The 23,544-nt window shown below is 55.7% G+C and carries 24 protein-coding genes; 17 read left to right on the forward strand and 7 right to left on the reverse strand.

Annotation, left to right across the window (positions count from 1 at the left end; all coding sequences use genetic code 11):
* Positions 1–111 precede the first annotated feature (111 nt).
* From racE to PSAB_RS09740, 6 genes are all read left to right on the forward strand, one after another.
* The gene (racE, locus tag PSAB_RS09715; RefSeq protein WP_025334388.1) at positions 112–933 is read left to right on the forward strand and encodes a glutamate racemase; all 822 of its coding nucleotides are present in this window, start codon (positions 112–114) and stop codon (positions 931–933) included.
* 216 nt (positions 934–1,149) lie between these two features.
* Positions 1,150–2,352 (forward strand): M14 family metallopeptidase, encoded by a 1,203-nt coding sequence (locus PSAB_RS09720; protein ID WP_025334389.1) that lies wholly within the window; start codon positions 1,150–1,152, stop codon positions 2,350–2,352.
* A gap of 115 nt (positions 2,353–2,467) precedes the next feature.
* Positions 2,468–2,719: a hypothetical protein gene (locus tag PSAB_RS09725; protein WP_025334390.1), complete on the forward strand. Its 252-nt coding sequence runs from the start codon at positions 2,468–2,470 to the stop codon at positions 2,717–2,719.
* A 93-nt stretch (positions 2,720–2,812) separates the two neighbouring features.
* Entirely contained in the window at positions 2,813–3,115 is a 303-nt protein-coding gene (locus PSAB_RS09730) for a HesB/IscA family protein (RefSeq protein ID WP_025334391.1), read from the forward strand.
* 53 nt (positions 3,116–3,168) lie between these two features.
* Positions 3,169–3,408, forward strand: coding sequence for a YuzB family protein (locus tag PSAB_RS09735; RefSeq protein WP_025334392.1), 240 nt, complete (start codon positions 3,169–3,171; stop codon positions 3,406–3,408).
* Positions 3,409–3,637: 229 nt separating this feature from the next.
* A complete protein-coding gene (locus tag PSAB_RS09740; RefSeq protein ID WP_025334393.1) occupies positions 3,638–4,462 on the forward strand; it encodes an aldo/keto reductase in 825 nt (274 codons plus the stop codon).
* Positions 4,463–4,599: 137 nt separating this feature from the next.
* Here PSAB_RS09740 and PSAB_RS09745 read toward each other — a convergent pair whose 3' ends face one another.
* Positions 4,600–5,757 (reverse strand): THUMP domain-containing class I SAM-dependent RNA methyltransferase, encoded by a 1,158-nt coding sequence (locus PSAB_RS09745; RefSeq protein ID WP_025334394.1) that lies wholly within the window; start codon positions 5,755–5,757, stop codon positions 4,600–4,602.
* A 216-nt stretch (positions 5,758–5,973) separates the two neighbouring features.
* Between PSAB_RS09745 and PSAB_RS09750 the strand changes: the two genes are divergently transcribed.
* On the forward strand, positions 5,974–6,621 hold the full coding sequence (locus PSAB_RS09750) for an O-methyltransferase (protein WP_025334395.1): 648 nt from the start codon (positions 5,974–5,976) through the stop codon (positions 6,619–6,621).
* Between the two features lie 29 nt (positions 6,622–6,650).
* On the opposite strand, the gene PSAB_RS09755 is transcribed toward PSAB_RS09750, so the two are convergent.
* A complete protein-coding gene (locus PSAB_RS09755) occupies positions 6,651–7,877 on the reverse strand; it encodes an MFS transporter (protein ID WP_025334396.1) in 1,227 nt (408 codons plus the stop codon).
* Between the two features lie 208 nt (positions 7,878–8,085).
* Between PSAB_RS09755 and hemE the strand changes: the two genes are divergently transcribed.
* From hemE to PSAB_RS09800, 9 genes are all read left to right on the forward strand, one after another.
* Positions 8,086–9,153, forward strand: coding sequence for a uroporphyrinogen decarboxylase (gene hemE, locus PSAB_RS09760; RefSeq protein ID WP_025334397.1), 1,068 nt, complete (start codon positions 8,086–8,088; stop codon positions 9,151–9,153).
* Between the two features lie 41 nt (positions 9,154–9,194).
* Entirely contained in the window at positions 9,195–10,151 is a 957-nt protein-coding gene (hemH, locus tag PSAB_RS09765) for a ferrochelatase (protein WP_025334398.1), read from the forward strand.
* The gene (gene hemG, locus PSAB_RS09770) at positions 10,148–11,629 is read left to right on the forward strand and encodes a protoporphyrinogen oxidase (RefSeq protein WP_025334399.1); all 1,482 of its coding nucleotides are present in this window, start codon (positions 10,148–10,150) and stop codon (positions 11,627–11,629) included. Before hemH ends, hemG begins: the two co-directional genes overlap by 4 nt.
* Positions 11,630–11,781: 152 nt before the next feature.
* Positions 11,782–13,197, forward strand: a complete 1,416-nt coding sequence (locus PSAB_RS09775; protein ID WP_025334400.1) for a CapA family protein — start codon at positions 11,782–11,784, stop codon at positions 13,195–13,197.
* 130 nt (positions 13,198–13,327) lie between these two features.
* Positions 13,328–14,059 carry a glycerophosphodiester phosphodiesterase gene (locus PSAB_RS09780; RefSeq protein ID WP_025334401.1) on the forward strand — a complete coding sequence of 244 codons (732 nt, stop codon included), beginning with the start codon at positions 13,328–13,330 and terminating at the stop codon, positions 14,057–14,059.
* Positions 14,060–14,098: 39 nt separating this feature from the next.
* Complete coding sequence (locus PSAB_RS09785; RefSeq protein WP_025334402.1) at positions 14,099–14,722, forward strand: fumarylacetoacetate hydrolase family protein; 624 nt, start codon at positions 14,099–14,101, stop codon at positions 14,720–14,722.
* Positions 14,723–14,756: 34 nt separating this feature from the next.
* Positions 14,757–15,560, forward strand: coding sequence for a DUF92 domain-containing protein (locus PSAB_RS09790; RefSeq protein WP_025334403.1), 804 nt, complete (start codon positions 14,757–14,759; stop codon positions 15,558–15,560).
* Positions 15,561–15,600: 40 nt separating this feature from the next.
* Positions 15,601–17,541 (forward strand): ABC-F family ATP-binding cassette domain-containing protein, encoded by a 1,941-nt coding sequence (locus PSAB_RS09795; protein ID WP_025334404.1) that lies wholly within the window; start codon positions 15,601–15,603, stop codon positions 17,539–17,541.
* A 51-nt stretch (positions 17,542–17,592) separates the two neighbouring features.
* Entirely contained in the window at positions 17,593–18,777 is a 1,185-nt protein-coding gene (locus PSAB_RS09800) for a MalY/PatB family protein (protein WP_025334405.1), read from the forward strand.
* A 178-nt stretch (positions 18,778–18,955) separates the two neighbouring features.
* On the opposite strand, the gene PSAB_RS09805 is transcribed toward PSAB_RS09800, so the two are convergent.
* The 5 genes from PSAB_RS09805 to PSAB_RS09825 all read right to left on the reverse strand — a co-directional run bounded on the left by PSAB_RS09805 (position 18,956) and on the right by PSAB_RS09825 (position 22,915).
* Positions 18,956–20,002 (reverse strand): M42 family metallopeptidase, encoded by a 1,047-nt coding sequence (locus tag PSAB_RS09805; protein WP_025334406.1) that lies wholly within the window; start codon positions 20,000–20,002, stop codon positions 18,956–18,958.
* Positions 20,003–20,023: 21 nt separating this feature from the next.
* Positions 20,024–20,356: a LapA family protein gene (locus PSAB_RS09810; protein ID WP_025334407.1), complete on the reverse strand. Its 333-nt coding sequence runs from the start codon at positions 20,354–20,356 to the stop codon at positions 20,024–20,026.
* 130 nt (positions 20,357–20,486) lie between these two features.
* Entirely contained in the window at positions 20,487–22,277 is a 1,791-nt protein-coding gene (pepF, locus tag PSAB_RS09815; protein ID WP_025334408.1) for an oligoendopeptidase F, read from the reverse strand.
* Positions 22,278–22,508: 231 nt separating this feature from the next.
* Entirely contained in the window at positions 22,509–22,679 is a 171-nt protein-coding gene (locus PSAB_RS25915) for a hypothetical protein (protein ID WP_038595739.1), read from the reverse strand.
* A gap of 2 nt (positions 22,680–22,681) precedes the next feature.
* Positions 22,682–22,915 (reverse strand): hypothetical protein, encoded by a 234-nt coding sequence (locus tag PSAB_RS09825; RefSeq protein WP_025334409.1) that lies wholly within the window; start codon positions 22,913–22,915, stop codon positions 22,682–22,684.
* Between the two features lie 168 nt (positions 22,916–23,083).
* Here PSAB_RS09825 and PSAB_RS09830 point away from each other — a divergent pair, with 168 nt between their 5' ends.
* Entirely contained in the window at positions 23,084–23,281 is a 198-nt protein-coding gene (locus tag PSAB_RS09830; protein ID WP_025334410.1) for a cold shock domain-containing protein, read from the forward strand.
* Positions 23,282–23,544 lie beyond the last annotated feature (263 nt).

Here is a 23,544-nt window from a genome sequence, read left to right on the forward strand (position 1 = left end):
GAACTGGAAAGCCAAAAGGAGTATTATCTGCAATTGGGACAGGAAGCCCGGTACACTTTGCTTCCGCCTTACATAAGCTATTCAAAACAAGATGAAGGAAGCGGTGTGTTCGTGCAGCAAGCTATTGCAATACTGGATTCAGGCGTGGGAGGGTTGACGGTTGCCAAGGAAGTCATGAGGCAGCTCCCGCGGGAAAAAATCATTTATTTCGGAGACACCGCCCGCGCCCCGTACGGACCCCGTTCGTCCGAAGAAGTCAAAATGTTCACCGAGCAAATTGTCGATTACCTTATTCAATTTAATCCCAAACTGATCGTGATTGCCTGCAATACGGCGACCGCGGCAGCTCTCGATTATATATCGGACAAAGTGGACATCCCGGTCATCGGTGTGATTCACCCTGGCGCCCGCGCGGCGATCAGCGCGACCAAGACGGGCAGGGTAGGCGTTATCGGGACCGTCGGAACGATCGGCAGCGGGGCTTACACCGCTGCGCTGAAGCAGCTGTCGCCTTATATTGAGGTGGTCAGTCAGGCATGCCCGGCGCTTGTCCCCTTGGTCGAACAGGGAATGTTCCGTTCGAAGGAATCCGATCAGGCGGTAATCGAATCACTAAACGGCATAAAGCATGAGCCGATCGACACCCTGATCCTCGGCTGCACGCATTACCCGTTTCTGGTCGAGCCGATCGGCCGGGCGATGGGGCCTGGCGTCAAGCTGATCAGCTCCGCGGACGAGACGGCGCGCGAGATCAGCACGATTTTATATGACAAGGGAAAGCTGGCGAGAGGGGACGACAGTCCCGTTCATCAATTCTTCTGCAGCGGCGACGCCGGCATCTTCCAGAAGATCGCCATGGACTGGCTTGGCGAGCAGATCAAGCGAACGCCGGTCGTTTGGCAGGTATCGTCGCTTGAGCCCATGGATGTCTGAATGGTACACAGGACAAATCTTTCAGAACTTATGAATATACTTTCCTTCGGAAACGGCCGGGCTGCCTGAAGCCCGGCCGTTCTTTGCGTGGAATCTTTTATTACGCTCTCCGCATACAATTAAAGAACTCCCATTGAACTATGGCCGCTAGCTGCAGCAGGATGCTTTATATCTGCACAGCCATCATTAGAAGAGCAGCGGAGAGGATGAGAAGGTATGCTTCAATATATTGTCCGAAAAGGAGACACCTTGGCGCGGATTGCGGCGGCTCACGGACTTGCTCCGGAAAATGTAATCCACGGCAATCCCTGGGCGGCGGCCCAGCCTTACCTTTATCCAGGGCAGGTGCTGTTTCTCCCTGCCATCCAGCGGAGAAGGCATGCGGCGCAGGATGGGGAATCTGCCCGGGATGTAGCGGATCTCTATGGAGTCAGTATAGATGCGCTGATCATGCTTAATCCGAGACTATCTCCGGACGGGTCCTGCACGCCCGGAACTATACTTGTGATCCCGCCGTCCGAACGTACGGCGATTGTGAAGATGCGCGGCGAGTACGGACCGAGAGAACTCGGGGATGATATCGGCAGGCTGACCGCCAAATATCCGTTTATTTCGACCGGCACGATCGGCGCAAGCGTCCTCGGCCAGCCGCTTCATCTGCTGCGGATCGGCACCGGCAGCCGATGTCTGCATGTCAACGCGGCGATTCATGCCAATGAATGGCTGACTTCGCCGTGTCTGCTGTCCTTTCTGGAGCAGTACGCCGATGCCTATGCGGACGGCCGGAAGTGGAACGGTCACAGTCCCGAAGACTGGTTCAGCAATTGGACGCTGTGGGCGGTTCCAATGGCGAATCCCGACGGCGTGGAACTGGTGCAGGAGGGAGCTGGCCCAGGGCATCCATACCGCCGGGAACTGACGGAATGGAACAGCGGACGGCGCAGCTTCCGCCACTGGAAGGCCAACATCCGGGGCGTCGACCTCGGGGACCAGTTCCCGGCCTTTTGGGACGAAGAGCAGTCGCGGCGGGGAGCGGCCGGGCCTTCTCCACGGGATTATGGAGGCCCTTCGCCGCTCAGTGAGCCGGAGGCGGCCGCTCTTGCCGAGCTGTGCGAGAAGGCCCCGCCGGACATGGCGGTGTCGCTCCATAGCCAAGGCCAGGAAATTTACTGGAACTACCGGGGGTATGAGCCGCCGGAGAGCCGGGAACTTGCGGAACGCCTGGCGAAGGCCGGCGGCTACCGGGCCGTTACATTGACAGAGAGCGACGCCGGGTTCAAGGACTGGTTCATTATGAAATTCGGAAAGCCGGGATTCACCGTGGAGCTGGGACTTGGAAGAAATCCGCTCCCGCTGGAGGATTTTGAAGGCATGGCTCTGGAAACGGGGCTCATTCTGGCGTCCATTTTGTCCGGGTAAAACGGATTGAAACATTTTCAGGAAATCTGCGTAATCTAATGCAGAGGGTATGGCCGTAACTTCGCGTAAAAGCTGTTAAACGGCCGTACCCTTTTCTACGGAAAGGAGGCAGAAGGTGAAACTGAAGAAGCTGTTGTCGCTGAAAGGCTGGTCCACCGTGCTGCGGGGCACCTGGAAGTATTTGAGCTCCCCCCGCGTTGCGATAGGGGACAAGCTCCTGTTCACAATTCCGGCTCTACTGTACTGGGTGCTTCCCGATGTCATGCCTTTTATGCCGGTTGACGATATCGGCGTATCGATGCTGCTTATGGCCTGGTTCGTTTCCAGAATGGACCGCAAATACCCGTCACTCCGCAGCGGAAGATAAAATTCGAGGCATGAATGGTTGCAAAATGCGGCTGTTATCCTTTAAAATAGATTACCGAGTATTTAAATCCAGTTGTCAGGAGATGGACGGATCATGAATGTGAAAATTACCCGCAACGCGGCTAAAGTTATAAAGAAACAGATGGACCTGGAAGAAAACAAGGATCTCAAGCTGCGGGTGCTGATTACCCACGCGCACGGCGATCATGCCCACTACGGCCTCGATTTGGACACGCCCAAGGAGAACGACGAAGTTATTCCAACCGACAAGGAAATTGACGTTATTCTGGAGAAGGGCCAGCCGCTGCTTGACGGAGTAAAGGTCGATTATCTGTATTTTCCGCAGGAAGGCTTTGTCATTACCAATCCGTCCAAAGGCAATCACGGCGACCACTAATCCGGCCCATAGGAGGCTTGGACAGATTGGATCGCGCATAGAAGGGAACTGCAATGGCTAACGATATACGCATCTGCGACAAATGCAATCATATGAGCATCAAGAGCGTGCTCCCCAAGCTCCGTAAAATGGCGCCGGACGCCGAGATCAAAATCGGCTGCAAGTCCTACTGCGGTCCGTGCGGCAAGCGTGCGTTCATTTATATCAACGGGCGCTACGTCAGCGCTCCGACCGAGGACGAGGTACTAAAGAAAGCGGAGCCTTTTGTGAAGCGCCCCGTTGTCAAAGAGTAATATTTGGAACGTGCGGTCTCCATCTGAAGTCGGAGCAGCGCCGTTATGGATGAAGGCCGATTTCACAGCTTAAGCTGTGAAGCGGCCTTTTTGCTTCGGGAACGGTACGGCAGCAATCGACGGTGCTCCTTCCTAACCGGTATGCGGACAGGTTGGCAATAAAGTCAAGCGTGATATAATAGCTTTGTTGTATCAAATGGTGCGTGTTACATAGAAAGGAGCAATGCAAATGAAGCAGCTATCGGATACCATATTGCTGAACAACGGCGTCGCCATGCCATGCTACGGCCTTGGAACGTATAAAGCGGAAGGCAATGAGGTGGAACGTGCGGTGACAGCGGCGCTGGAGCTCGGCTACCGGGCCATCGACACGGCGTCCCTGTACGGGAACGAGCAGGAAGTGGGACGGGCCATCAGGGCCAGCGGTCTGCGCAGAGAAGACGTATTCGTCACAACCAAGGTATGGAATGACGATCAGGGCTATGACCGGGCGCTGGCCGCTTTTGAGAAGAGCCGGGAGGCGCTGGGGCTGGAAGTGATCGACTTGTACCTCATTCATTGGCCCGGAGTGAACAGATACAAGGATACGTGGCGTGCACTTGAGCGTCTGTACGAAGAAGGCAGCGTGCGCGCGATTGGCGTCAGCAACTTCCAGATTCATCATCTGGAGTCGCTCATGAATGACAGCCATACCGTTCCGGTCGTGAACCAGGTGGAACTGCATCCCCGTCTAAGACAGCGGCCGCTGCATGATTTCTGCTTGCTGAACAATATCCAGATCGAAGCCTGGGCCCCGCTTATGAAAGGAAAACTGCAGGATAACGAGATTCTTACATCCATCGCGCGAATGCATGGCAAATCGGTGTCCCAAGTCATCCTTCGCTGGGAGCTGCAGCATGACATCGTCACGATTCCGAAATCGGTAACGCCTTCCCGGATCAAGGAGAACAGCGAAATCTTCGATTTCAACCTGTCTGAGGAGGAAATGAACGCCATCGATACGCTGGATACCGGGGAACGCATCGGCAGACATCCGGACGAGGTTGATTTCTGAGAAGGACGATTGCACAAAAAGAAACAGGCAGGCTGCGGGGATATCGCAGCCTGCCTGTATTTTAGCGCTTATGCCCGGCCCGTCGGTTGTCCTTCGCTCTCAAACGACTGAATCCGATTGTATCCGGGCCGGTTCAACTAGGCTTCATCCGTTTCCTTCTTCGGCGCTCTTGGCGGAAGCGGACCGAAGAACTGATAATACTGGCACTCGATCCGTCCGTTATACAGCTTGCGCCGCTTGTCCGCCTTGCGTCCGAAGTAGTGCTCGAACTGCTTGGAAGGACTGATGGCGAAGAAGGACCAGTTAGGCAGATGGAGCATCATCTGTCCGAATTGGCGGATGAGCTTCTCCACTTCTTTATCATCGCTCAGCCGCTCCCCATAAGGTGGATTGGTGATGATGCAGCCGTAATCGCCCTCCGGCCTTGCTTTGGCGGCGGACAGGACGGAGAAGGCGATCTCGCCGGACAGACCCGCGCTCTTCGCGGCGGCCTGCGCGACTTCAATCGCCTTCGGATCGATGTCGCTGCCGGCAAGCTGCAGCGGAATGTCGTCCCGTACGGCGTCGAAAGCTTCCTCGCGAGCCGTCTGCCACGCTTCCGGCGGGATCGCCGGCCAATGCTCGGACGGGAATGAGCGCCGGAGGCCGGGCGCGATATTCCAGGCCATCATGGCCGCCTCGATCAGAAACGTGCCCGACCCGCAGCAGGGGTCGTACAGAGGGCGGCTGCCGCTCCAGCGGCTGAGCTTCAGCATTGCGGCGGCCATAGTCTCTTTGATCGGCGCTTCCGTAACCAGCTTGCGGTAGCCCCGCTTATGCAGCGCGGGACCGGTGGTGTCCAGCGTAATCAGCGCGATGTCATTCAGCAGCGTGACCTCGATGACATAGCGCGGCCCGTTCTCGGGGAACCAGTCGGTGCGGTAATACTGCTTCAGCTTCTCGACGACCGCTTTTTTGACGATGCCCTGCGCGGCCGGAACGCTGCTGAGCTGCGATTTGTGCGAGCGGCCTTCCACCGGAAATTCGCCGTGTTCAGGAATCCAATCCTGCCAGGGAAGCGCTTTGACGCCTTCAAACAGCTCGTCAAAGGTCTTGGCAGGAAATTGTCCCATGTTGATCAGAACCCGGTCTGAGGTGCGCAGCCACAGGTTGCAGCGGCAAATGTCGATGACATCTCCGCTGAAGTGAACGCGGCCGTTCTCGGTAACCGTTTCATAGCCCATTTCATTTAATTCGCGCGCGACGATAGCCTCGAGCCCCATCGGGGCGGTGGCAATCAATTGTAGTTTACTCAAGAATCTCAACTCCGTTGCTTGTAGGGATGTGCGTATTGCCGTTACAATCGATAAGAAACATTTTGCCCTAATAATCAGGCGCGGTACCCGTTTCTCACAGAAATTAATACGTTCTAAGTATAGGTGAAGGAAGGACGTATCACAACGTCCAGCCTGCGTTCGGAGTGACCGAATGCCTGCATCAGAATAAAGAAAGCGATAAAAAGGAGAACTGACATGCTTAATCAGGAGCAATATTTCAATCAGGAACAATACAGCGAGAGGCTCTATGAAGAGGATGAGCTTCTGCTGTCGGTAAAGGAAGCCATCCGGAATGGCGGCATGCCCGAAGTGTCGATTGCTCCGGGCTACGGAAGGCTGCTGGGCATGCTCGTCTCGCTGTCCCGTTCGTCAAGCGTGCTTGAAATCGGGGCGCTCGGCGGCTACAGCGGGATTTGCCTTGCCCGCGGGCTCGCTCCGGGCGGAACGTTGACCTCCTTGGAGCTGAAGCCAGAATACGCTGAAATGGCCCGCCGCCATCTGGAGCAGGCGGGGTTCGGTGGCATCGTGGAATATCGCACTGGGCCCGCACTGGACAGTTTGGCCAAACTCCAGGAAGAAGGCCGGACCTTTGATTTCTTTTTTATCGACGCGGACAAGGAGAATTATCCGAACTATCTGGAGTACGCGATCCGGCTTGCCAATCCGGGGGCGATTATCGCCGGAGACAATATTTTTCTTCGCGGCCGGACGCTGAACGCGGACAAGAACGGACCGGCGGTGCAGGCGATGCGCCGTTTCAACGAAATGATCGCAAGCGACAGCCGCCTGACCAGCACGCTGCTCCCCGCCTATGACGGTCTGGCTCTGGCGATGGTGAAATAGTATAAGCTGCGGATGGCCTGGGCTGCGGTTTAGCGGAACAGCCTGATCGGGGTAGCCTTGTACAACATCATGCGTACCCATAATGTATTAATCAGCAGCATGGCGCCGGAAACGATGAATATCCCTTCAATGCCAATATAGCCCGCCAGAAAGCCGCCTATCAGCGACCCTAGCATATTGCCGAGGGCCAGCGTGCTGCTGTTGAAGCCGAAGGCCCGGCTCTCCTTGCCGTCCGGTGTATAAGAACGGATCAAGGCGTTCACGCTCGGAAGAAGTCCGCCCATGAAGACGCCCATCAAGAAACGGACGAAGATGAGCTGCCAGACGCTGCTGACGAACGCCTGCGGAATAACAAACAATGAAGCGCCAATCAGGGCGTAGGTTAGTATACGGTGGGCGCCGACCTTGTCGCTGAGCCTGCCGAGCACCGGCGAGGCGAGCATGTTCGAGACTCCGGTGACAGCGCTGACAACGCCTGCCCAGAACGCGATGTTAACAGCGGTCCCATGCAGCCTCTCGACATAGAGCGGCAGCAGGGCCATCGGGCTGATCATGGCGAACTGGATCAGAAAGGTGACGGCGAACAGCGCCGGAAGCTGCGGAACCTTGATGAGATCCTTAAGCCCTTCAAATGTGGAAACTTGCGGCTTGTGGGCGGCTTCCTCGCGGTTGAAGTTCTCTTTGACCAGAAACAGGGCGAGCAGAGAAGCGATGAACAGCAGCAAGCCGATTACATAAAAAATAGGACGGAATCCGATCCAGTCCGCGAGCAGCCCGCCGATCAGCGGTCCGAGAATCGTTCCGGCCACAGAGCCGGACTGCATCAGGCCCATGGCGAAGCCCATCCGATGCTTCGGCGCCGTACCCGAGACGAGCGAGATGGAGGCGGGATTGAACCCGGAGATCGTCCCGTTGAGCAGCCTCAGCAGGAGCAGCTGCCAGGGCGTCTGCGCAAAGCCCATCAGCGAGATGACGATCGCCATGCCGAAGCCGGAGCGCAGCAGCATGATTTTGCGGCCGTATTTGTCGGAGAGCGAGCCCCACAGCGGCTGAAACAGAAACGAGGTCATAAAGTTGGCGGAAAATATGATACCGGCCCAAATCCCGACGGCGTTTCCCTGCACACCGAGGTTCTTGGCCAGATAGAGGGACAGGAAAGGGGTAATCATCGTCATCCCCGCATTGACAAGAAATTGTCCAAACCAAAGCACATAGAGATTGATCTGCCAAGGTTCCCAGGATTTCCACTTTTTCAATGTGCTTTCACATCCTTTCAACTTACGCGATCATTCACGAAGATGACATTCCAAAAGTATACCATATTTTTCTGCCCAACTTGAGACGCATTTTTGCCGTTGTCAAGGAATTGTCATGCCTTGTAAGGTGTGACGGTTGTTACATTCTTTTAAAAAGGGCATAATATATTTTGAGAAAATTTTAATTAAAACATATGGAGACTTTATCATGACCTATAACGATACATTTATCCGCGCCTGCAGGAAGCAGGAGACGGAGCACGTCCCCGTATGGTATATGCGGCAGGCCGGCCGCTACGATCCCGAATACCGGGCGATCAAAGAGAAGTATTCGCTGCTGGAAATCAGCAGACAACCCGAACTGGCGGCCGAAATTACGATGATGCCGGTGCGCAAGCTGGGTGTGGATGCAGCCATTTTATATTCCGATATCATGAATCCGGTAGCCTCCATCGGTGTCGAGTTCGACATTGTCAAAAATATCGGACCTGTCATCGAACAGCCGATCCGAAGCTCGGCCGACGTGGAGCGGCTGCGGCCAGTAGACGTGGAAGGCGATCTCGCTCATATTCTGGAGACAATCGCGATTCTGGACAAGGAGCTCCAGGTGCCGTTGATCACGTTCGCCGGCGCTCCCTTCACGATCGCGAGCTACCTGATCGAAGGCAGACCTTCCAAAAGCTATATCCGCACCAAGGAGCTGATGTACAGCGAGCCTCTTGTATGGGCAAAGCTGATGGACAAGCTGGGCGATATGGTCATCGCCTATTTGCGGGCTCATGTCCGCAGCGGAGGCAAAGCGTTCCAGCTGTTCGACAGCTGGGTTGGAGCGCTGTCGCCGCAGGATTTTGAAATCTTCGTTCTGCCGACGATCACTCGTATTTTTGCCGAATTATCGGATTTGGATGTGCCCAAAATTTATTTTCCGGGCGTAAGCTCGGGGGAACTGCTGCCGACTCTCTCCGGACTTCAAGCGGATGTGATCGGTCTGGACTGGCGGGTGTCGCTGGCCGAAGGCCGCCGCAGAACCGGAGGGCGATTCGCGGTGCAGGGCAATCTGGACCCTTATCTCCTGACTGCTCCGATGGAGCTTATCAAAGAGCGCGCCAAAGCGCTGATTGACGAAGGCATCCAGGAACCCGGCTACGTGTTCAACCTGGGGCATGGCCTGTTCCCCGAGGCGTCTCTGGAGAAGCTGCGCGAGCTGACGGAGTACATCCACGGCTATTCCAGGGAAGCGCTGGCGCTGCGGAAAGCAGCACAGCCGCACTCCTAACTATTCGCACATCATTAATTCGCTAAGAGGTGATTCCTGCTTTGACAACCAAAATCGGCGTACTCGTCATGTCATACGGCACTCCCGAAAGCCTGGAGGGTGTTGAGTCTTATTACACGCATATCCGGCGCGGCAATCCGCCATCTGATGAACAGTTGAAGGAGCTGAAGGGCCGATATGAAGCCATCACCGGCGGCGTATTTCCGCTGAGGGAGCATACGGACCGGCAGACCGGGGCGCTGCAAGAAGCGCTGAACCGGGATAATGAAGATAAAGCGATCGAATATATATGCTTTCAGGGGCTGAAGCACGCGCATCCGTTCATTGAGGACGGGGTGCAGCGGCTGGCGGAGAGCGGAATCGACCATGCGGTGGGGATCGTCCTCGCGCCGCATTATTCGGTCATGAGCGTCGGAAGCTACATAAAGCGCGCCAGGGAAAAAGCGGAGAGTCTGGGCATCCAAATGGTATTTGTGGAAAGCTACCATCTTCATCCGCAGCTGATCGCCGCCCTGAGCCGCCGCGTGTCGGCAAAGCTGGACCAATATGAAGAGGCGGGCGCGAAACGGGAAGACGTACGGGTGCTCTTCAGCGCCCACAGCCTGCCGGAGCGGATTCTTAATATGGGTGATCCGTACCGGGACCAGCTGCTGGAAACCTCGAAGGCCGTTGCCGAACAGGCTGGCGTTACCTCCTGGCAGTTCACTTGGCAGAGCGCTGGAAGAACGCCGGAGCCCTGGCTCGGGCCGGATATTCTGGATACGCTCCGCGAGCTGAGCAAGGAACAGGTGGAATACGTCCTGTCCGCCCCAATCGGATTTGTATCCGATCATCTTGAGGTGCTGTACGATCTGGATATCGAAGCCCAGGCCGTGGCGAGCGAGCTGGATATGCGCCTGCTGCGGATCGAATCGCTGAACAGCGACCCTGCTTTTATCGCTGTGCTAAGCGACGTGGTGCGCACCCGGGCGGGGGAACTGAAGGCGGGGCGTTCATGAACGGAACTTCACGCAAGGTCGTCATTATCGGCGGAGGGCTGAGCGGATTAAGCACCGCTTTTTACGTCCGCAAATTTTATAAGGAAGCCGGCGTTAATCCGGAGATCATTATTCTTGAAAAAGAGCGCAGCCTCGGCGGGAAAATCGAGACCCTGCACAAGGACGGCTTCGTTATCGAAAAAGGACCCGATTCCTTCCTGGCCCGTAAGAAGGAAATGAGCGATCTCGCCAGGGAATTGGAGCTCGATCATGAGCTGGTGACAACGAATCCTAACGCCAAAAAAACATATATTTTGCAGCGGGGCAAGCTGCAGCCGATGCCAGCGGGCCTTGTGCTTGGCATTCCGACGGACCTCAAGCCTTTTGTCGGCACCAAGCTCCTGTCCTTTCCCGGCAAGCTGCGCGCATTGATGGACTTTGTCATTCCGCCCCGGCGGTCGGAGGAGGACGAGCCGCTTGGAGAGCTGATTGAGCGTCGTTTCGGCACCGAAGTGCTGGAGAATTTAACGGAACCGCTGCTGGCCGGTATTTATGCGGCGGATATGCGCAAGATCAGCCTGCAGGCAACGTTTCCGCAGTTCGGCGAGATGGAGCGGCAGTACGGCAGCCTGATTCGCGGAATGCTGAGGGGAAGACAGCCTAAGGAGACGCATACCGGCGCCAAAAAGAGCATGTTCCTCACTTTCCGCCAGGGGTTGCAAAGCCTCGTCCATGCGCTTGTGCATGAGCTGCATGATGTGGAGCAGCGTACGGAAGCGGCCGTCGTGGCCATTCACGACCGGATAGCCGATACCTTCACTGAAGCGGCCGGAACCAAGGACGGCTATCCCGAAGCGGCTGATACTCCGCAGCCGCGTTACGCGGTTGAGCTGGGAACCGGCGAGCTGCTGCCTGCGGATGATATTTACATCACCGTGCCCAACTTTGCAGCGGCCGAGCTGCTGCGGCCTCATGTCGATGTGTCCTCGCTGGACGCGGTGAACTACGTGTCGGTCGCCAACGTGGTTATGGCCTTCTCCGGCGAGGAGATGGACGGCAATTTTGACGGTTCTGGCTTCCTCGTTCCCCGCAAGGAGGGGCGCAATATTACGGCCTGCACCTGGACCTCGGCGAAATGGCTGCACACAAGCCCCGAGGGTAAAGTGCTGCTTCGCTGTTATGTGGGGCGTTCGGGCGACGAGCAGAATGTGGAGCTGCCGGACGCTGCGCTGGAGGAACTGGTGCGCAAAGATCTGCGCGAGGTGATGGGCGTTACGGCCGAACCGCTGTTCACGGAAATTACGCGTCTGCCGAACTCGATGCCGCAGTATCCGGTCGGACATCCTTCGAATATCGCCGGACTACGAAACGACCTTGCGGCACTTCTGCCCGGTGTGTATGTCTTTGGCGCAGGGTATGACGGCATTGGCATGCCGGACTGCATCAAGTTTGCGAAGCTGACGGCGAAGGCGGCGGCCGAAGGCCTGCGGGAGAACTGAACTAATTTTCTATTGTTATTGGATTTAGATTGGATTGACGGCGAAGCGAGGGTTCTGCCCGCGCTTCGCCGTTTATTTGTTACCGGCCGAGCAAGATTAATTGATATGATATAATAGAGCGAGTTTAGCAGAAAAAGGAGTTCGAGTCCGACATGTATTCCCCTAGATCCAGCAGAAAAAGGAGCAAAACGACCAGAAAGCAGAAAAGAAACCGGATCTGGACGTGGATCAACCTCAGTCTGCTGGTGCTGATTTCGGTTATGCTGTTTTATTTCTTCTACACCGGAGAGAAAGGCGGAAACCTTCCTCCTTCCGGCATGGGGGCGGCTTCCGCTTCGCCGGAGGCATCCCCGGAAGCATCGGCTGAAGCGGGAACCGGTCCCTCCGCGGAGCCCGGGACCGCTGGCGGAGCGCCTTCAGCTCCGTCAGGGGAGCCGCTGCCGTCCGCCACACCGGCGGCGGACCCGTCTCCGGGCGGGACGCCGCCGGCCGAAACCGACGCGGGCAGCACGCCCTCTACGGGGGGCGGAGCTTCGGCCGCGGCGCCTGACGGCAGCCCTGCTGCCGAAGAAGGAGGCGGTCAGACGGCCGGGCCGTCCGATGGCCAGGACGGAAGCGGCCGCACGGTGACGCTGAATTTTGCCGGAGACGTCATCTTTGCCGGCAAAGTCGGCGAGCTGCTGAAGCAGAAGGGCTACGATTATCCGTATGCCCGCCTGAACGGCCTGTTCCAGAAGGACGATCTGTCGGTTGTCAATCTGGAAACGCCTGTCACCGTCCGGGGTGCAGAGGCCGACAAGACCTATGTGTTCAAGTCGGCTCCGGAGGCTCTGGACGCGCTGAAGGCGGCGGGCGTGGACGCCGTCAATCTGGCGAACAACCATACGCTCGATATGGGCGAGCAGGGACTACGGGATACGCTGGATAATCTGGAGTCCAGAGGCATATCGTTCGTTGGGGCGGGAGTGGACGCCGGCCAGGCCTATTCGGCGCAATATTATACGCGCAAAGGAATCACCATCGCCCTGCTCGGCTTTACGCGGGTCATACCCGAAGCCGGATGGGCTGCCGGAGCTGGCAAGCCCGGCGTAGCTTCCGTATACGACAGCGCCCCGGCGCTGAAGGCGATCGCCGATGCCCGGAAGAAAGCGGATATCGTCGCCGTCGTCGTCCACTGGGGACAGGAACGGATGGATGAACCGAATGCGGTTCAGCAGTCGCTGGGCCGGAGCTTTATCGACGCCGGGGCGGATCTTGTCATCGGAGGGCATCCCCATGTCCTGCAGGGTCTTGAGCCGTACAAAGGAAAATGGATCGCGTACAGCACGGGCAACTTTATTTTTACAAGGTCCGCTTTGAAGACAACCTGGGAGACAGCCGTATTTCAGGCCGATTGCAGCGCCAATGGACAATGCGGGATCAAGCTTAAGCCTGTAGACGCCGAACTGGGCCAGCCGGTGCCGATGAGCGCCGCTGACGGGCAGAAGCTGCTGAAGCGGGTCGAATCGCTGTCCGGCGGCAAGGTTAAAATTGACGAAGAGGGCCGCGTGACAGAGGCCGGGCGTTAATAATTGTTGGATTTTTCAATACCATAGAAAAAGGAACTTATTCTTTATCGGGGGTCCCCGCTAATTTGGGGCAGGCTTCGAAGCAGGCCTGTTCTTTGCGGGGGCTATTTTTCGGGAGGGCTGCTCTTTGATGAACAACTTGTGCGTCGCCCATCGGGGATTTTCCGGGAAGGCTCCGGAGAATACGCTGGCCGCATTCCGTATGGCGATGGAGCTTCCGTATGTGACCTGGATGGAAATCGACGTTCAGCTGACGAGAGACGGGGTGCCCGTCGTGATCCATGATTACAGTCTGGACCGCACTACCAACGGTCACGGCAAAGTGAAGGATATGGATTGGAGCCAAATGCGTCGGCTGGACGCAGGGGGATGGAAGAATCGCTCTTTTCGGGGAGAAAGGATTCCGTCGCTGGAGGAAGTGCTGGAGCTGTCCAAAGAACGGATGCGGCTGAATATCGAGCTGAAAAATGCGGGCAACCTGTACCCCGGCATCGAAAAGACCGTAACGCAGCTGCTGGCCTCCAAAGGGATGAGCAAAGACGTGGTGCTGACCTCATTCGATACCGGCACGCTGCAAAGATGCCAGGAGGCCGATCCGGCTGTCCGCCGCGGACTGATCTTCGACTCCAGATGGGGCGATCCGGCGGGGCGTGTGCGGGAGCTGGGATGTTCTTTTTTGTCTATCGCATTCTCCCGTCTGACTCCAGGGCTTGCCCGGTTTATGTCGGCCCGCGGAGTGGGGCTCATGGCCTGGACGGTGAACAAAGCGAAAGAGATGCGTCGCCTTGCGGACATGCATTCTGATATAATGATATGTACGAACCGCCCGGATATATGGGGCGATACGTTTTTGGGAGTATGAATAAATATACAAATCGAGTGGAAAGAGAGCTGAATGTCAATGTGCGCTGCTGTAAAGACCTTATACTGTGTGGGACGAAACTACAAACTTCATGCGGAGGAGCTTGGCAATCAGGTTCCGGCGGAGCCGCTTATTTTTTTGAAGCCGTCTCATGCCGCCGTTCCTCTCGACAAAGAAACCATTCAGCTGCCTCAGGGTTCTGGAAAAGTGGATTATGAAGGGGAACTTGTGCTGCGCATCGCGCGCGACTATGTTCCGGGCATAAGTGTGGAAGAGCTGGTGGATGAAATGGCTTTGGGCCTGGATTTCACGCTCCGGGACATTCATAACGATCTGCAAAAAAGAGGACTTCCCTGGACGCCCGCCAAAGGCTTCCGGAATGCCGCGCCTCTGTCCCCCTTCATCGCTTTCCCTTCGAGGGAAGAGCTGGAGAATACTGATTTCACGGTCCGCAAGAACGGGGAAGAAGTGCAGCGGGGCAATGTGAAAAATATGATTTTTTCGCTGCAGACCATTGTGGATTTCATCGGCACCCGCTACGGGCTGGGCAAAGACGATGTGATCTTCACCGGCACGCCTGCAGGCGTCGGTCCCACCCTTCCGGGCGATTCGTTCGAGCTGTATTGGGGCGACCGGCTGTTGGGCAGCTGCCTGATCGGATAACGGAATTTTGGGACAGAGTATTGGAGCTGATGCCATGCAGTGGGTAATCGGCGTCTTGGGCGCCTTGTTCGTTGCCGGAGCGGCTTATCGCAAGGGATCGCTTAGCCTCTCCGGCATGCTTGCCGCCGTGGTTATGGGCGCCATATATTTTGGTGCGGGCAACGCCTTTTGGTTCGGGATCCTGCTGCTGTTCTTTATCTCCTCCAGCCTGCTGTCGAAACTGAAGGCCGAGCACAAGGAAGAGCTGGAACGTTCCTATGCGAAGACGGGCAGGCGGGATGCAGGCCAGGTATTCGCTAATGGCGGTCTCGGCATGCTGCTTGTTCTGCTTAGCGCTGTATATCCCCGGTCCGAGTGGGAGCTGCTCTTCGTCGGCGTAATGGCGGCTGTGACCGCGGATACGTGGGCGACCGAAATCGGTACCCTGAGCGGCAAGCCTCCCCGCTCGGTATTGACCGGCAGGAAGCTTCCGACCGGCGCCTCCGGCGGCGTTTCGCTCCCTGGGACACTTGCGGCTGCGGCAGGCGCCGCCATGATTGGGGCGGTTTCGTGGGTCCTTCAGCAGCTGGCGGGAATGCAAGGGCCGTCGTTCACGGCTCTGGTGGCCGCAGGACTCCTTGGAGGGCTCGCCGGCGCTTTTGCCGATTCGCTACTCGGCGCAACGGTTCAGCAGATGAACCGCTGCGACGTATGCGGGCGCGAGGTGGAAAGCGGGGTCCACTGCGGCCGCCCGGCGGTGCATCACAGAGGCTGGCGGTGGATGGGTAACGATGCCGTCAACGCGGTCAGTTCAATCGTCGGAGGAGCCGTGGCGCTCCTGATCGGCGGTCTGTTTTGACTTTTAAGTTCGAAATATAAAGGGAAGGCGAACAACAACTATGAATATTATGACCGTAGAGCACCTTGTCAAAAGCTACGGAGAAAAAGTGCTGTTCCAGGACGCGTCCTTCGGAATGGAAGACCGCGACAAAATCGGTGTCATCGGCGTGAACGGGACGGGCAAGTCGACGCTTCTGCGGATTATCGCCGGGGTTGAAAGTCCCGACGAGGGGCAAATTGCCATCGGCAATGATGTTCGCGTGCAGTATCTGGCGCAGAACCCTCCCTATGAACCGAACAACACCGTGCTCCAGCAGGTATTTGCCGGGAACAATCCGGAACTGGCTGTCATGCGGCAGTATATGGAGACGGCGGCAAGGCTGGAAGCCCAGCCGGGAAATGCTGAGCTTGAGCATGAGCTGATCCGTCTTGGCCAGGAGATCGACGCCGCGGGAGTCTGGCATCTGGAGAGCGAAGCGAAAAGCGTCCTCTCCAAGCTGGGCATCCAGCAGTTCGACGCGCGCATGGAGACGCTCTCGGGCGGCCAGCGCAAGCGGGTCGCGCTGGCGGCGGCCCTGATTACTCCCTCGGAGCTGCTTATCCTGGACGAGCCCACCAACCATATTGACACCTCCTCGGTCGCTTGGCTGGAGCAGTATTTGCAGAAGCGGCGCGGCGCGCTGCTGATGATCACGCATGACCGCTACTTTCTGGAGCGGGTAGCAGGCGTAATGCTGGAGCTTGATCAGGGAAGACTGTTCCGCTACGAAGCGAACTATTCCCGCTTCCTCGAGCTGAAGGCCGAACGCGAAGAGCGGGAAGCCGCTTCCGAGCAGAAACGGCAGAACCTGCTGCGTAATGAGCTCGCCTGGATTAGACGGGGCGCCAAGGCGCGGTCTACGAAGCAGAAGGCGAGAATCGACCGCTTCGAGAAACTGAAGGATCAGCAGGCTGTATCCTCCGGCAGCCAGCTGGAGATTTCCGCCGCCTCGACAAGACTGGGGCGTAAAATCCTTGAAATTGAAGATTTGACGATTTCCCGGAACGGGCGGACGCTCATCAATAAATTGAGCTATATCGCTGTCCCTCAGGACCGCGTCGGAATCGTCGGCCCGAACGGCAGCGGCAAATCGACGCTGCTGAACCTGATCGCCGGCAAGCTTCAGCCGGACAGCGGCGAGGTGGTGCTGGGTCCGACCGTGAAGCTCGGGTACTTCACCCAGGAGCATCAGGACATGGACGATTCGCTGCGGGTGATTGAGTATATCAAGGAGGAGGCGGAGGTCGTGCGGACGGCCGACGGCTCCACCGTTACGGCAGCCCAAATGCTGGAGCGCTTCCTCTTTCCGCCGGCGATGCAGTGGACCCCGATCTCGAAGCTGTCCGGTGGAGAGAAGAGAAGATTGTATCTTCTGCGCATCCTGATGAGCGCCCCCAATGTACTGCTGCTGGACGAGCCGACGAACGATCTGGATATCGGCACGCTCGCCATCCTCGAAGATTACCTGGACGAATTTCCGGGAGTCGTGCTGACCGTTTCCCATGACCGGTACTTCCTGGACCGGACGGTGGACAAGATCATCGCGTTCGAGGACGGCAATATCCGTGTTCATGTCGGCGATTACAGCGAATATGAGGAGTGGTTGGCGAAGAATGCGCCGGTTCGTAGTTCCGTGGCCGACGGTAAAGAGAATACGGCGGTCAAGCGGAGCGAAGGAGGCCAATCTTCTCAAGGGAACAGCACTCAGGCGCCGGCCCGGGAAAAGCTGAAATTTTCGTTCAAGGAACAACGGGAGTATGAGGAGATAGACGGTCTTGTCGAGCGGGCCGAGCAGCGGTTAAGCACCATTGCGGCGCAGATGGAGGCGGCCTACGCTGATTCCGCGAAGCTTCAGGAATTGGTGGAGGAGCAGCGCGGGGCCGAGGCCGAACTAGAGCGGCTGATGGAGCGCTGGACGTACCTGAACGAACTGGCGGAGAAAATCGCGAACAAATCGTAACGGGTCTGTCGGCGGATTAAGATAAGATAATTTAAAGACGAGGTGAGTGCATTGACAAAGTATGATTTTGACCGTGTCCTGGACCGGAGAAATACCCATTCCTACAAATGGGACCAGGCAGAGAAACTGTTTGGAAGCAAGGATATATTACCGCTGTGGGTGGCGGATATGGACTTCGAGAGTCCTCCGGCTGTCAAAGAAACGCTGGTTCGCCGCGCCGAGCACGGTATCTATGGATACTGCGTCCCCAGCGGCTCATACATAGAGTCCATCACCGGATGGTTCCAGCGCCGCCACGACTGGGAAATATCGAAGGAATGGATCGCCCAGTCTCCAGGCATCGTAACTACACTCAGCCTTGCGGTCGAGCTGTTCAGCGAGCCGGGGGCCGAGGTAATTTTGCAATCGCCGGTCTATTATCCTTTCTACGATGTCATCAAAATGAATGACCGCAAAGTAGCCGACAATCCGCTGATCCTGCGGAACGGACGCTATGAGATGGACTATGAGCAGCTGGAAGGGCTGATGAAAGGCGGCGCAAAGCTGCTGCTGCTGTGCAGCCCGCATAATCCTGGAGGACGAGTGTGGGAGCGCGAGGAGCTGCTTCGGCTCGGCGAGCTCTGCCTGCAGTATGGCGTCATCGTCGTTTCCGACGAAATTCACTGCGACCTGGCGCTGCCCGGGCATAAGCATATTCCGTTCGCTTCGCTGTCCAAGGAACTGTCAGACATTACACTGATGGCGCTGGCTCCAACCAAAACCTTTAATTTGCCAGGCATTCATTCCTCCTTTATCGTAGCGTCGAACCCGGAAATCAAGCGGAAATTCGAGACGCGGATCAAAGCGCTCAGTCTGCACATGGCCAGCTTTTTCGCCCAGGATGCGGTTGAAGCGGCTTATAACGAAGGGGCCGAATGGCTCGACGAGCTGATCACATATATTGACGGCAACATTGGCTACACCATTTCTTATCTGGCCGAGCATCTGCCGCAAGTCAAGCCTATGAAGCCCGAGGCGACCTATCTGTTGTGGATCGACTGCCGCGAGCTGGGCCTAAACGGAGCGGGATTGAAAAAGCTGATGTATGAGGAGGCCGGCGTTGCCTTCAACGAAGGATCGGTGTACGGAAGCGAAGGGGAAGGGTATCTGCGGATCAATATGGCCTGCCCGAGATCGATTCTGCAAAAGGCGCTGGAGCGCTTCTGCGCTGCGGCTGCGGCTTATCCAGCCCAATAAATCAAGAACCGCTTTACAAAAATAAAAAACCTGCACAACCTTTCTGGGGTGTGCAGGTTTTTCTTATTCCGGCAATTAGTTCGCCATATTTCGTTTGAATTTACTCAGAGCGGATCATACATAAGAAGATTTGATTTAATACAACAGATTAGGAGTGGAGACACATGGAAATATGGATTCAGTTCGCTCCCACATAAGCCGCAAGCAGCTTGGCCGTGTTGAATACGGCCTGCTTGTGTGTGCGCTCCATGGAATGGGAAGCGTGCACGCCGGGGCCGATCAATGCGGCCCGGATATTCGCGCCGCCATGCAGCGCGGCGGATGCGTCCGAGCCGTAGTGCGGATATACATCGACCGCATAGGGGATGCCGAGGCCTTGTGCCAGCTCGATGAGCCTTCCGGTCATCGTGTAGTCGTACGGGCCGGTGGAATCCTTAGCGCAGATGGAGACATCGGTCTCCTTGCAGCTCAAATCGTCGCCCAGGACGCCCATATCGACAGCGATCAATTCGCTGATTTCGCCGGGAATCCAGGAAGCGCCGTGCCCGACCTCTTCATAATTAGAGATCAGCAGAGACAGATTATGCAGCGGCTTCCAGCCTTCGCGCTTAATACTTTCCAGCAGGCCAAGCAGGGCGGCGACGCTCGCTTTATCGTCCAGATGACGGGACTTGATATACCCGCTTGGCGTGAATACGGGACGGGCGTCGAAGGAGATGAAGTCCCCGGGCGCGATGCCCAGCTTCAGCACATCGTCCTTGCTTGAGACGACTTCGTCGATGCGGACCTCCATATTTTCTTCCACGCGCTTGATATCACGGGCATCAGCGGGGTAGGCATGGGCGGAAGGACGCGTCGACAGAATCGTTCCCGTATAAGTCTTTCCGCTACGGGTGTGAATGACGCAGTATTCATTCTCGATGCTGTACATCGTGAAGCCTCCCACGGAGGTCAGCCGCAGAGTGCCGTCCGGGCGGATGGAGCGGACCATCGCCCCGAGCGTATCGACATGGGCGCTCAGTCCGACGATGCGGGAAGGATCGAGGCCGTCCACACTCAGGATCAGACCGCCTTTTTCGTTCCAGGACAGGTTTACGTCCAGCGCGGCAGCCTCCTCGGCGACCAGCTTCATAACGGCATGGGTGAAGCCGCTTGGGCTAGGCGTTTCCAGCAGCTTTTTTAGAATACCCAGGATATAATCTTCATTGGGCTGAATCGTAAAAATGGACAAAGGAAGCCCTCCTGTCTAATTAAACGTGCTTGTTCCTTCAGGATAAACGGATTCGGGTACCGCACTCACCGTGCTTGCCGCCTCAAGTGTGGCAATTTTCTCCTGCGCTTGCGTGAGCTCCGCTGTCAGGGATTTGATCTTTCTCTGCTGTTTATACTGGCGGAAAATGCCGTATAAGCCCACGATTAACCCTCCGATCAGCGCACAGCTGAGTATGACCAGGATCAGGGGGAGAGATACGATGCTGAAACCGAAGTTCACCTGCACCGGATCGACGTTGATGACCGCAAACAGGGCAATCAGCAGCGCAAAAATCAGTCCGAAAATTATTGACCATTGCATTCTCATTAGTAAATACCTCCTCAAGCATTTGCGAATCTTTTAGGTTTGGGGCCGCTTTACATTATAAAATCCCTTACCCCAAAAAGGGGCAAGGGACGACATGGACTTGCAACTTGTAAGCCGCAGCGATGCCGCTTTACTTCGTCAACTCTTCCATTTGCTCGATCACATTCTCGAAGACGCTCATCGCTTCGCGGATCGGCTGCGGCGAGGACATGTCGACGCCTGCTTTTTTCAGAATATTGATCGAATAGTCGCTGCCGCCGCTCTTCAGGAAGCCGAGATAACGGTCGACCGCCGGCTTGCCTTCCTCCAGAATCTGCTTGGAGAAGCTGGTGGCCGCCGAGAAGCCCGTCGCGTACTTATAGACATAGAAGCTGTTATAGAAATGCGGAATCCGCGCCCATTCCATCTCAATGTCCTTGTCCACGACCATGTCCTTGCCGTAATATTTGAGATTCAGATCGTAGTAGATCGCCGACAGATCCTGCGGAGTGAGCGATTCGCCCTTCTCGGCGCGCTCGTGAACGATTTTTTCGAACTCGGCAAACATCGTCTGACGGAACACCGTTGTGCGGAATTGATCCGCGTAGTAGGTGAGCAGATACATCTTTTCCTTCTTGTCGGTCGACTTTTCCAGCAAATAATGCATGAGCAGCGCCTCGTTCGTTGTGGAAGCCACCTCTGCAAGGAAGATCGTATATTGGGCGTCACGGTACTTCAGCGCGTTATCCGAATAGTACGAGTGGAGGGCGTGGCCCATTTCATGCGCCAGCGTGAACATGCTGTTCAGGTTGTCGTTGTGGTTCAGCAGCACGTACGGATGCGTGCCGTAGGCTCCCCAGCTGTATGCTCCGGTGCGCTTGTTCTCATTCTCGTAGACGTCGATCCAGCCGTTGTCGTATCCATCCTGGAGCGCCTTTAAGTAATCCTCGCCCAGCGGTTTCAGGCCTTCTTTTGTAATTTTCTTGGCTTCTTCAAAAGGAATGTCCAGCTTGTATTCGTCCACCAGCGGCGCGAACAGATCATACATATGGAGCTCATCCACGCCAAGCAGCTTCTGGCGCAGCTTCATATAACGGTGCATCAGCGGCAGGCTCTCATGGATCGTGTCGATGAGGTTCGTATAGACTTCTTCGGAAATGTTGTCGCCGAACAGAGACATCTCCAGAACGGAAGGATATTTGCGCACCCGCGAGTAAAAGACATTCTTGTTCACATTCGCGCCGAGCGTTGCGGCGATCGTGTTCTTTTGCTTGGCATACGTGTTATATACCGCCGTAAAGGCACTCTTGCGGACTTCCCGGTTCGGGCTCTCAAGGAACTTTATGTAGCTGCCGTGGGTCAGTTCGACTTCCTTGCCGGACTCATCTTTGATTTTTGGGAATTTGAGATCGGCGTTGTTCAGCATGCCAAAAATATTTTGCGGCGCCTGGGACAGCGTGCCGACCTGCGCCAGCAGCGCTTCTTCCGCTTTGGACAGCACATGAGCTTTTTGGCGCTTCATCTCGGTCAGTGTAAAGGTATAATCCGCCAGCGAAGGATCGGCGATGAACTCGTCAAGCTTCTCCACCGGCAGCGCCAGAATTTCCGGCGTCACATAGGAGAGAGCTTCCCCGGCGTCTACGCTGAGCTTCTTCGCTTTCTGGGAGAGCGCCTGATAGACTGGATTGGCGGTGTCTTCATCCTGACGCATATGGGCGTATACATACAGACGCTCAGTCTTGAGCGACAATTCGTCGTCCAGTTCAAAGCATTCCTTGAGCGCAGCAGCGGTGCTGAGTTTGCCTTGGAATTTGGAGGCTTCCTCAATCAGCTGCTTCGCTTGATCATAAGTTTTGTCCCACTCCTGCTGCGAAGCGAACATATCTTCAAGCTTCCAGCGGTGCTCTTCGGGCACTTCGTTTCTCTTCAATAATTGTTCCATGGGAATCCTCCTTAAAAGATGGGATGATGATTGCGCGGGCTGCCGCCCGGCCGCTGCGGAGGAGAAGCTCCCCTGCAGCAGGCCGAACGCAAGCAGCAATAACAGGGATCGGGCGGCGAATGGCATGGCGGCGGCCTCCTCTAGACTAAAGGTCCGCCTATTATTCCCCGGCACCCCGCAATTATGAATCTATTCCTGCGCTGTTTGTCTCTTAGCGGACTCTCCGGAGCGTCACGTCAGCAAATCGACGATGACGAACACAAACGCCAGCGCAATCATAATAACCGTGATAAGCGCCATGCTCCTTCTCAATTTGGGGGCGAGGCGATCCTTGCTCATAATCAGCACGGCTCCCAGGCACAGGACAGCGACAACATAAATCGCAAGACTTTCGTTGTTCACGTCTATACCTGCTTGAACGCTTCAATGATGCGGCTGTACTCTTCCGGGTTATCTTTAAAGGAATCCTTGTTGAACCGGTTATTTACCCATTGCATCATGGCGGGACGGCTGAGGAATGTATGCGTTTCTTCACCCCATTGGTCCGATATTTCCCGTAGAATGATGTAGCGGCCCTGAACCTCCACCGTCATCATATTCCATTTGTCTGTTTTATAAATTTCGTGTTTTTTGATCATAGTAGTCCCACCCTGGCGATAATTGGCTTTTGGTAAATGATAACGCACCGGAGAAGGGAAAAGCAAATCATTTGGGGCGAATCATAAAGATGCATTGCTTTGACCGGAAGATTAAAGTATAATGTAGATATTCGCCATATATGGCGGTATTTTTAGGAGGTTGTTCACTTGAAAGGTACAGTAAAATGGTTTAACGCAGAAAAAGGTTACGGTTTTATCCAAGTTGATGGCGGCGAAGACGTATTCGTTCATTTCTCCGCAATCCAAGGAGACGGCTTCAAGACTTTGGAAGAAGGTCAATCCGTTGAATTCGAAATCACTGAAGGCAACCGCGGCCCTCAAGCAGCTAACGTAATTAAACTGTAAGACAAGGCGGAAGGGATAGCCCTTCGCTCTGAATATACTTGATATGGTAGGCTTTTAACAAGGCGTTATCCAACCATGTATAACTCAAGGCACAGTTCTCGAGAGGGGACTGTGTTTTTTATTTAGGCTATGTTAAACCTCGAATTTAACATTTTAAAGTAAGAGCATTTCTTTCTAATGAGAAATGCTTTTTATTTTTGTCAAAATTCAAAGGATATTTAAATAACAATAATAGTATAATAAAAACAATATAAATTTATTGT

Source organism: Paenibacillus sabinae T27 (assembly GCF_000612505.1).
Lineage (GTDB): Bacteria > Bacillota > Bacilli > Paenibacillales > Paenibacillaceae > Paenibacillus_AQ > Paenibacillus_AQ sabinae.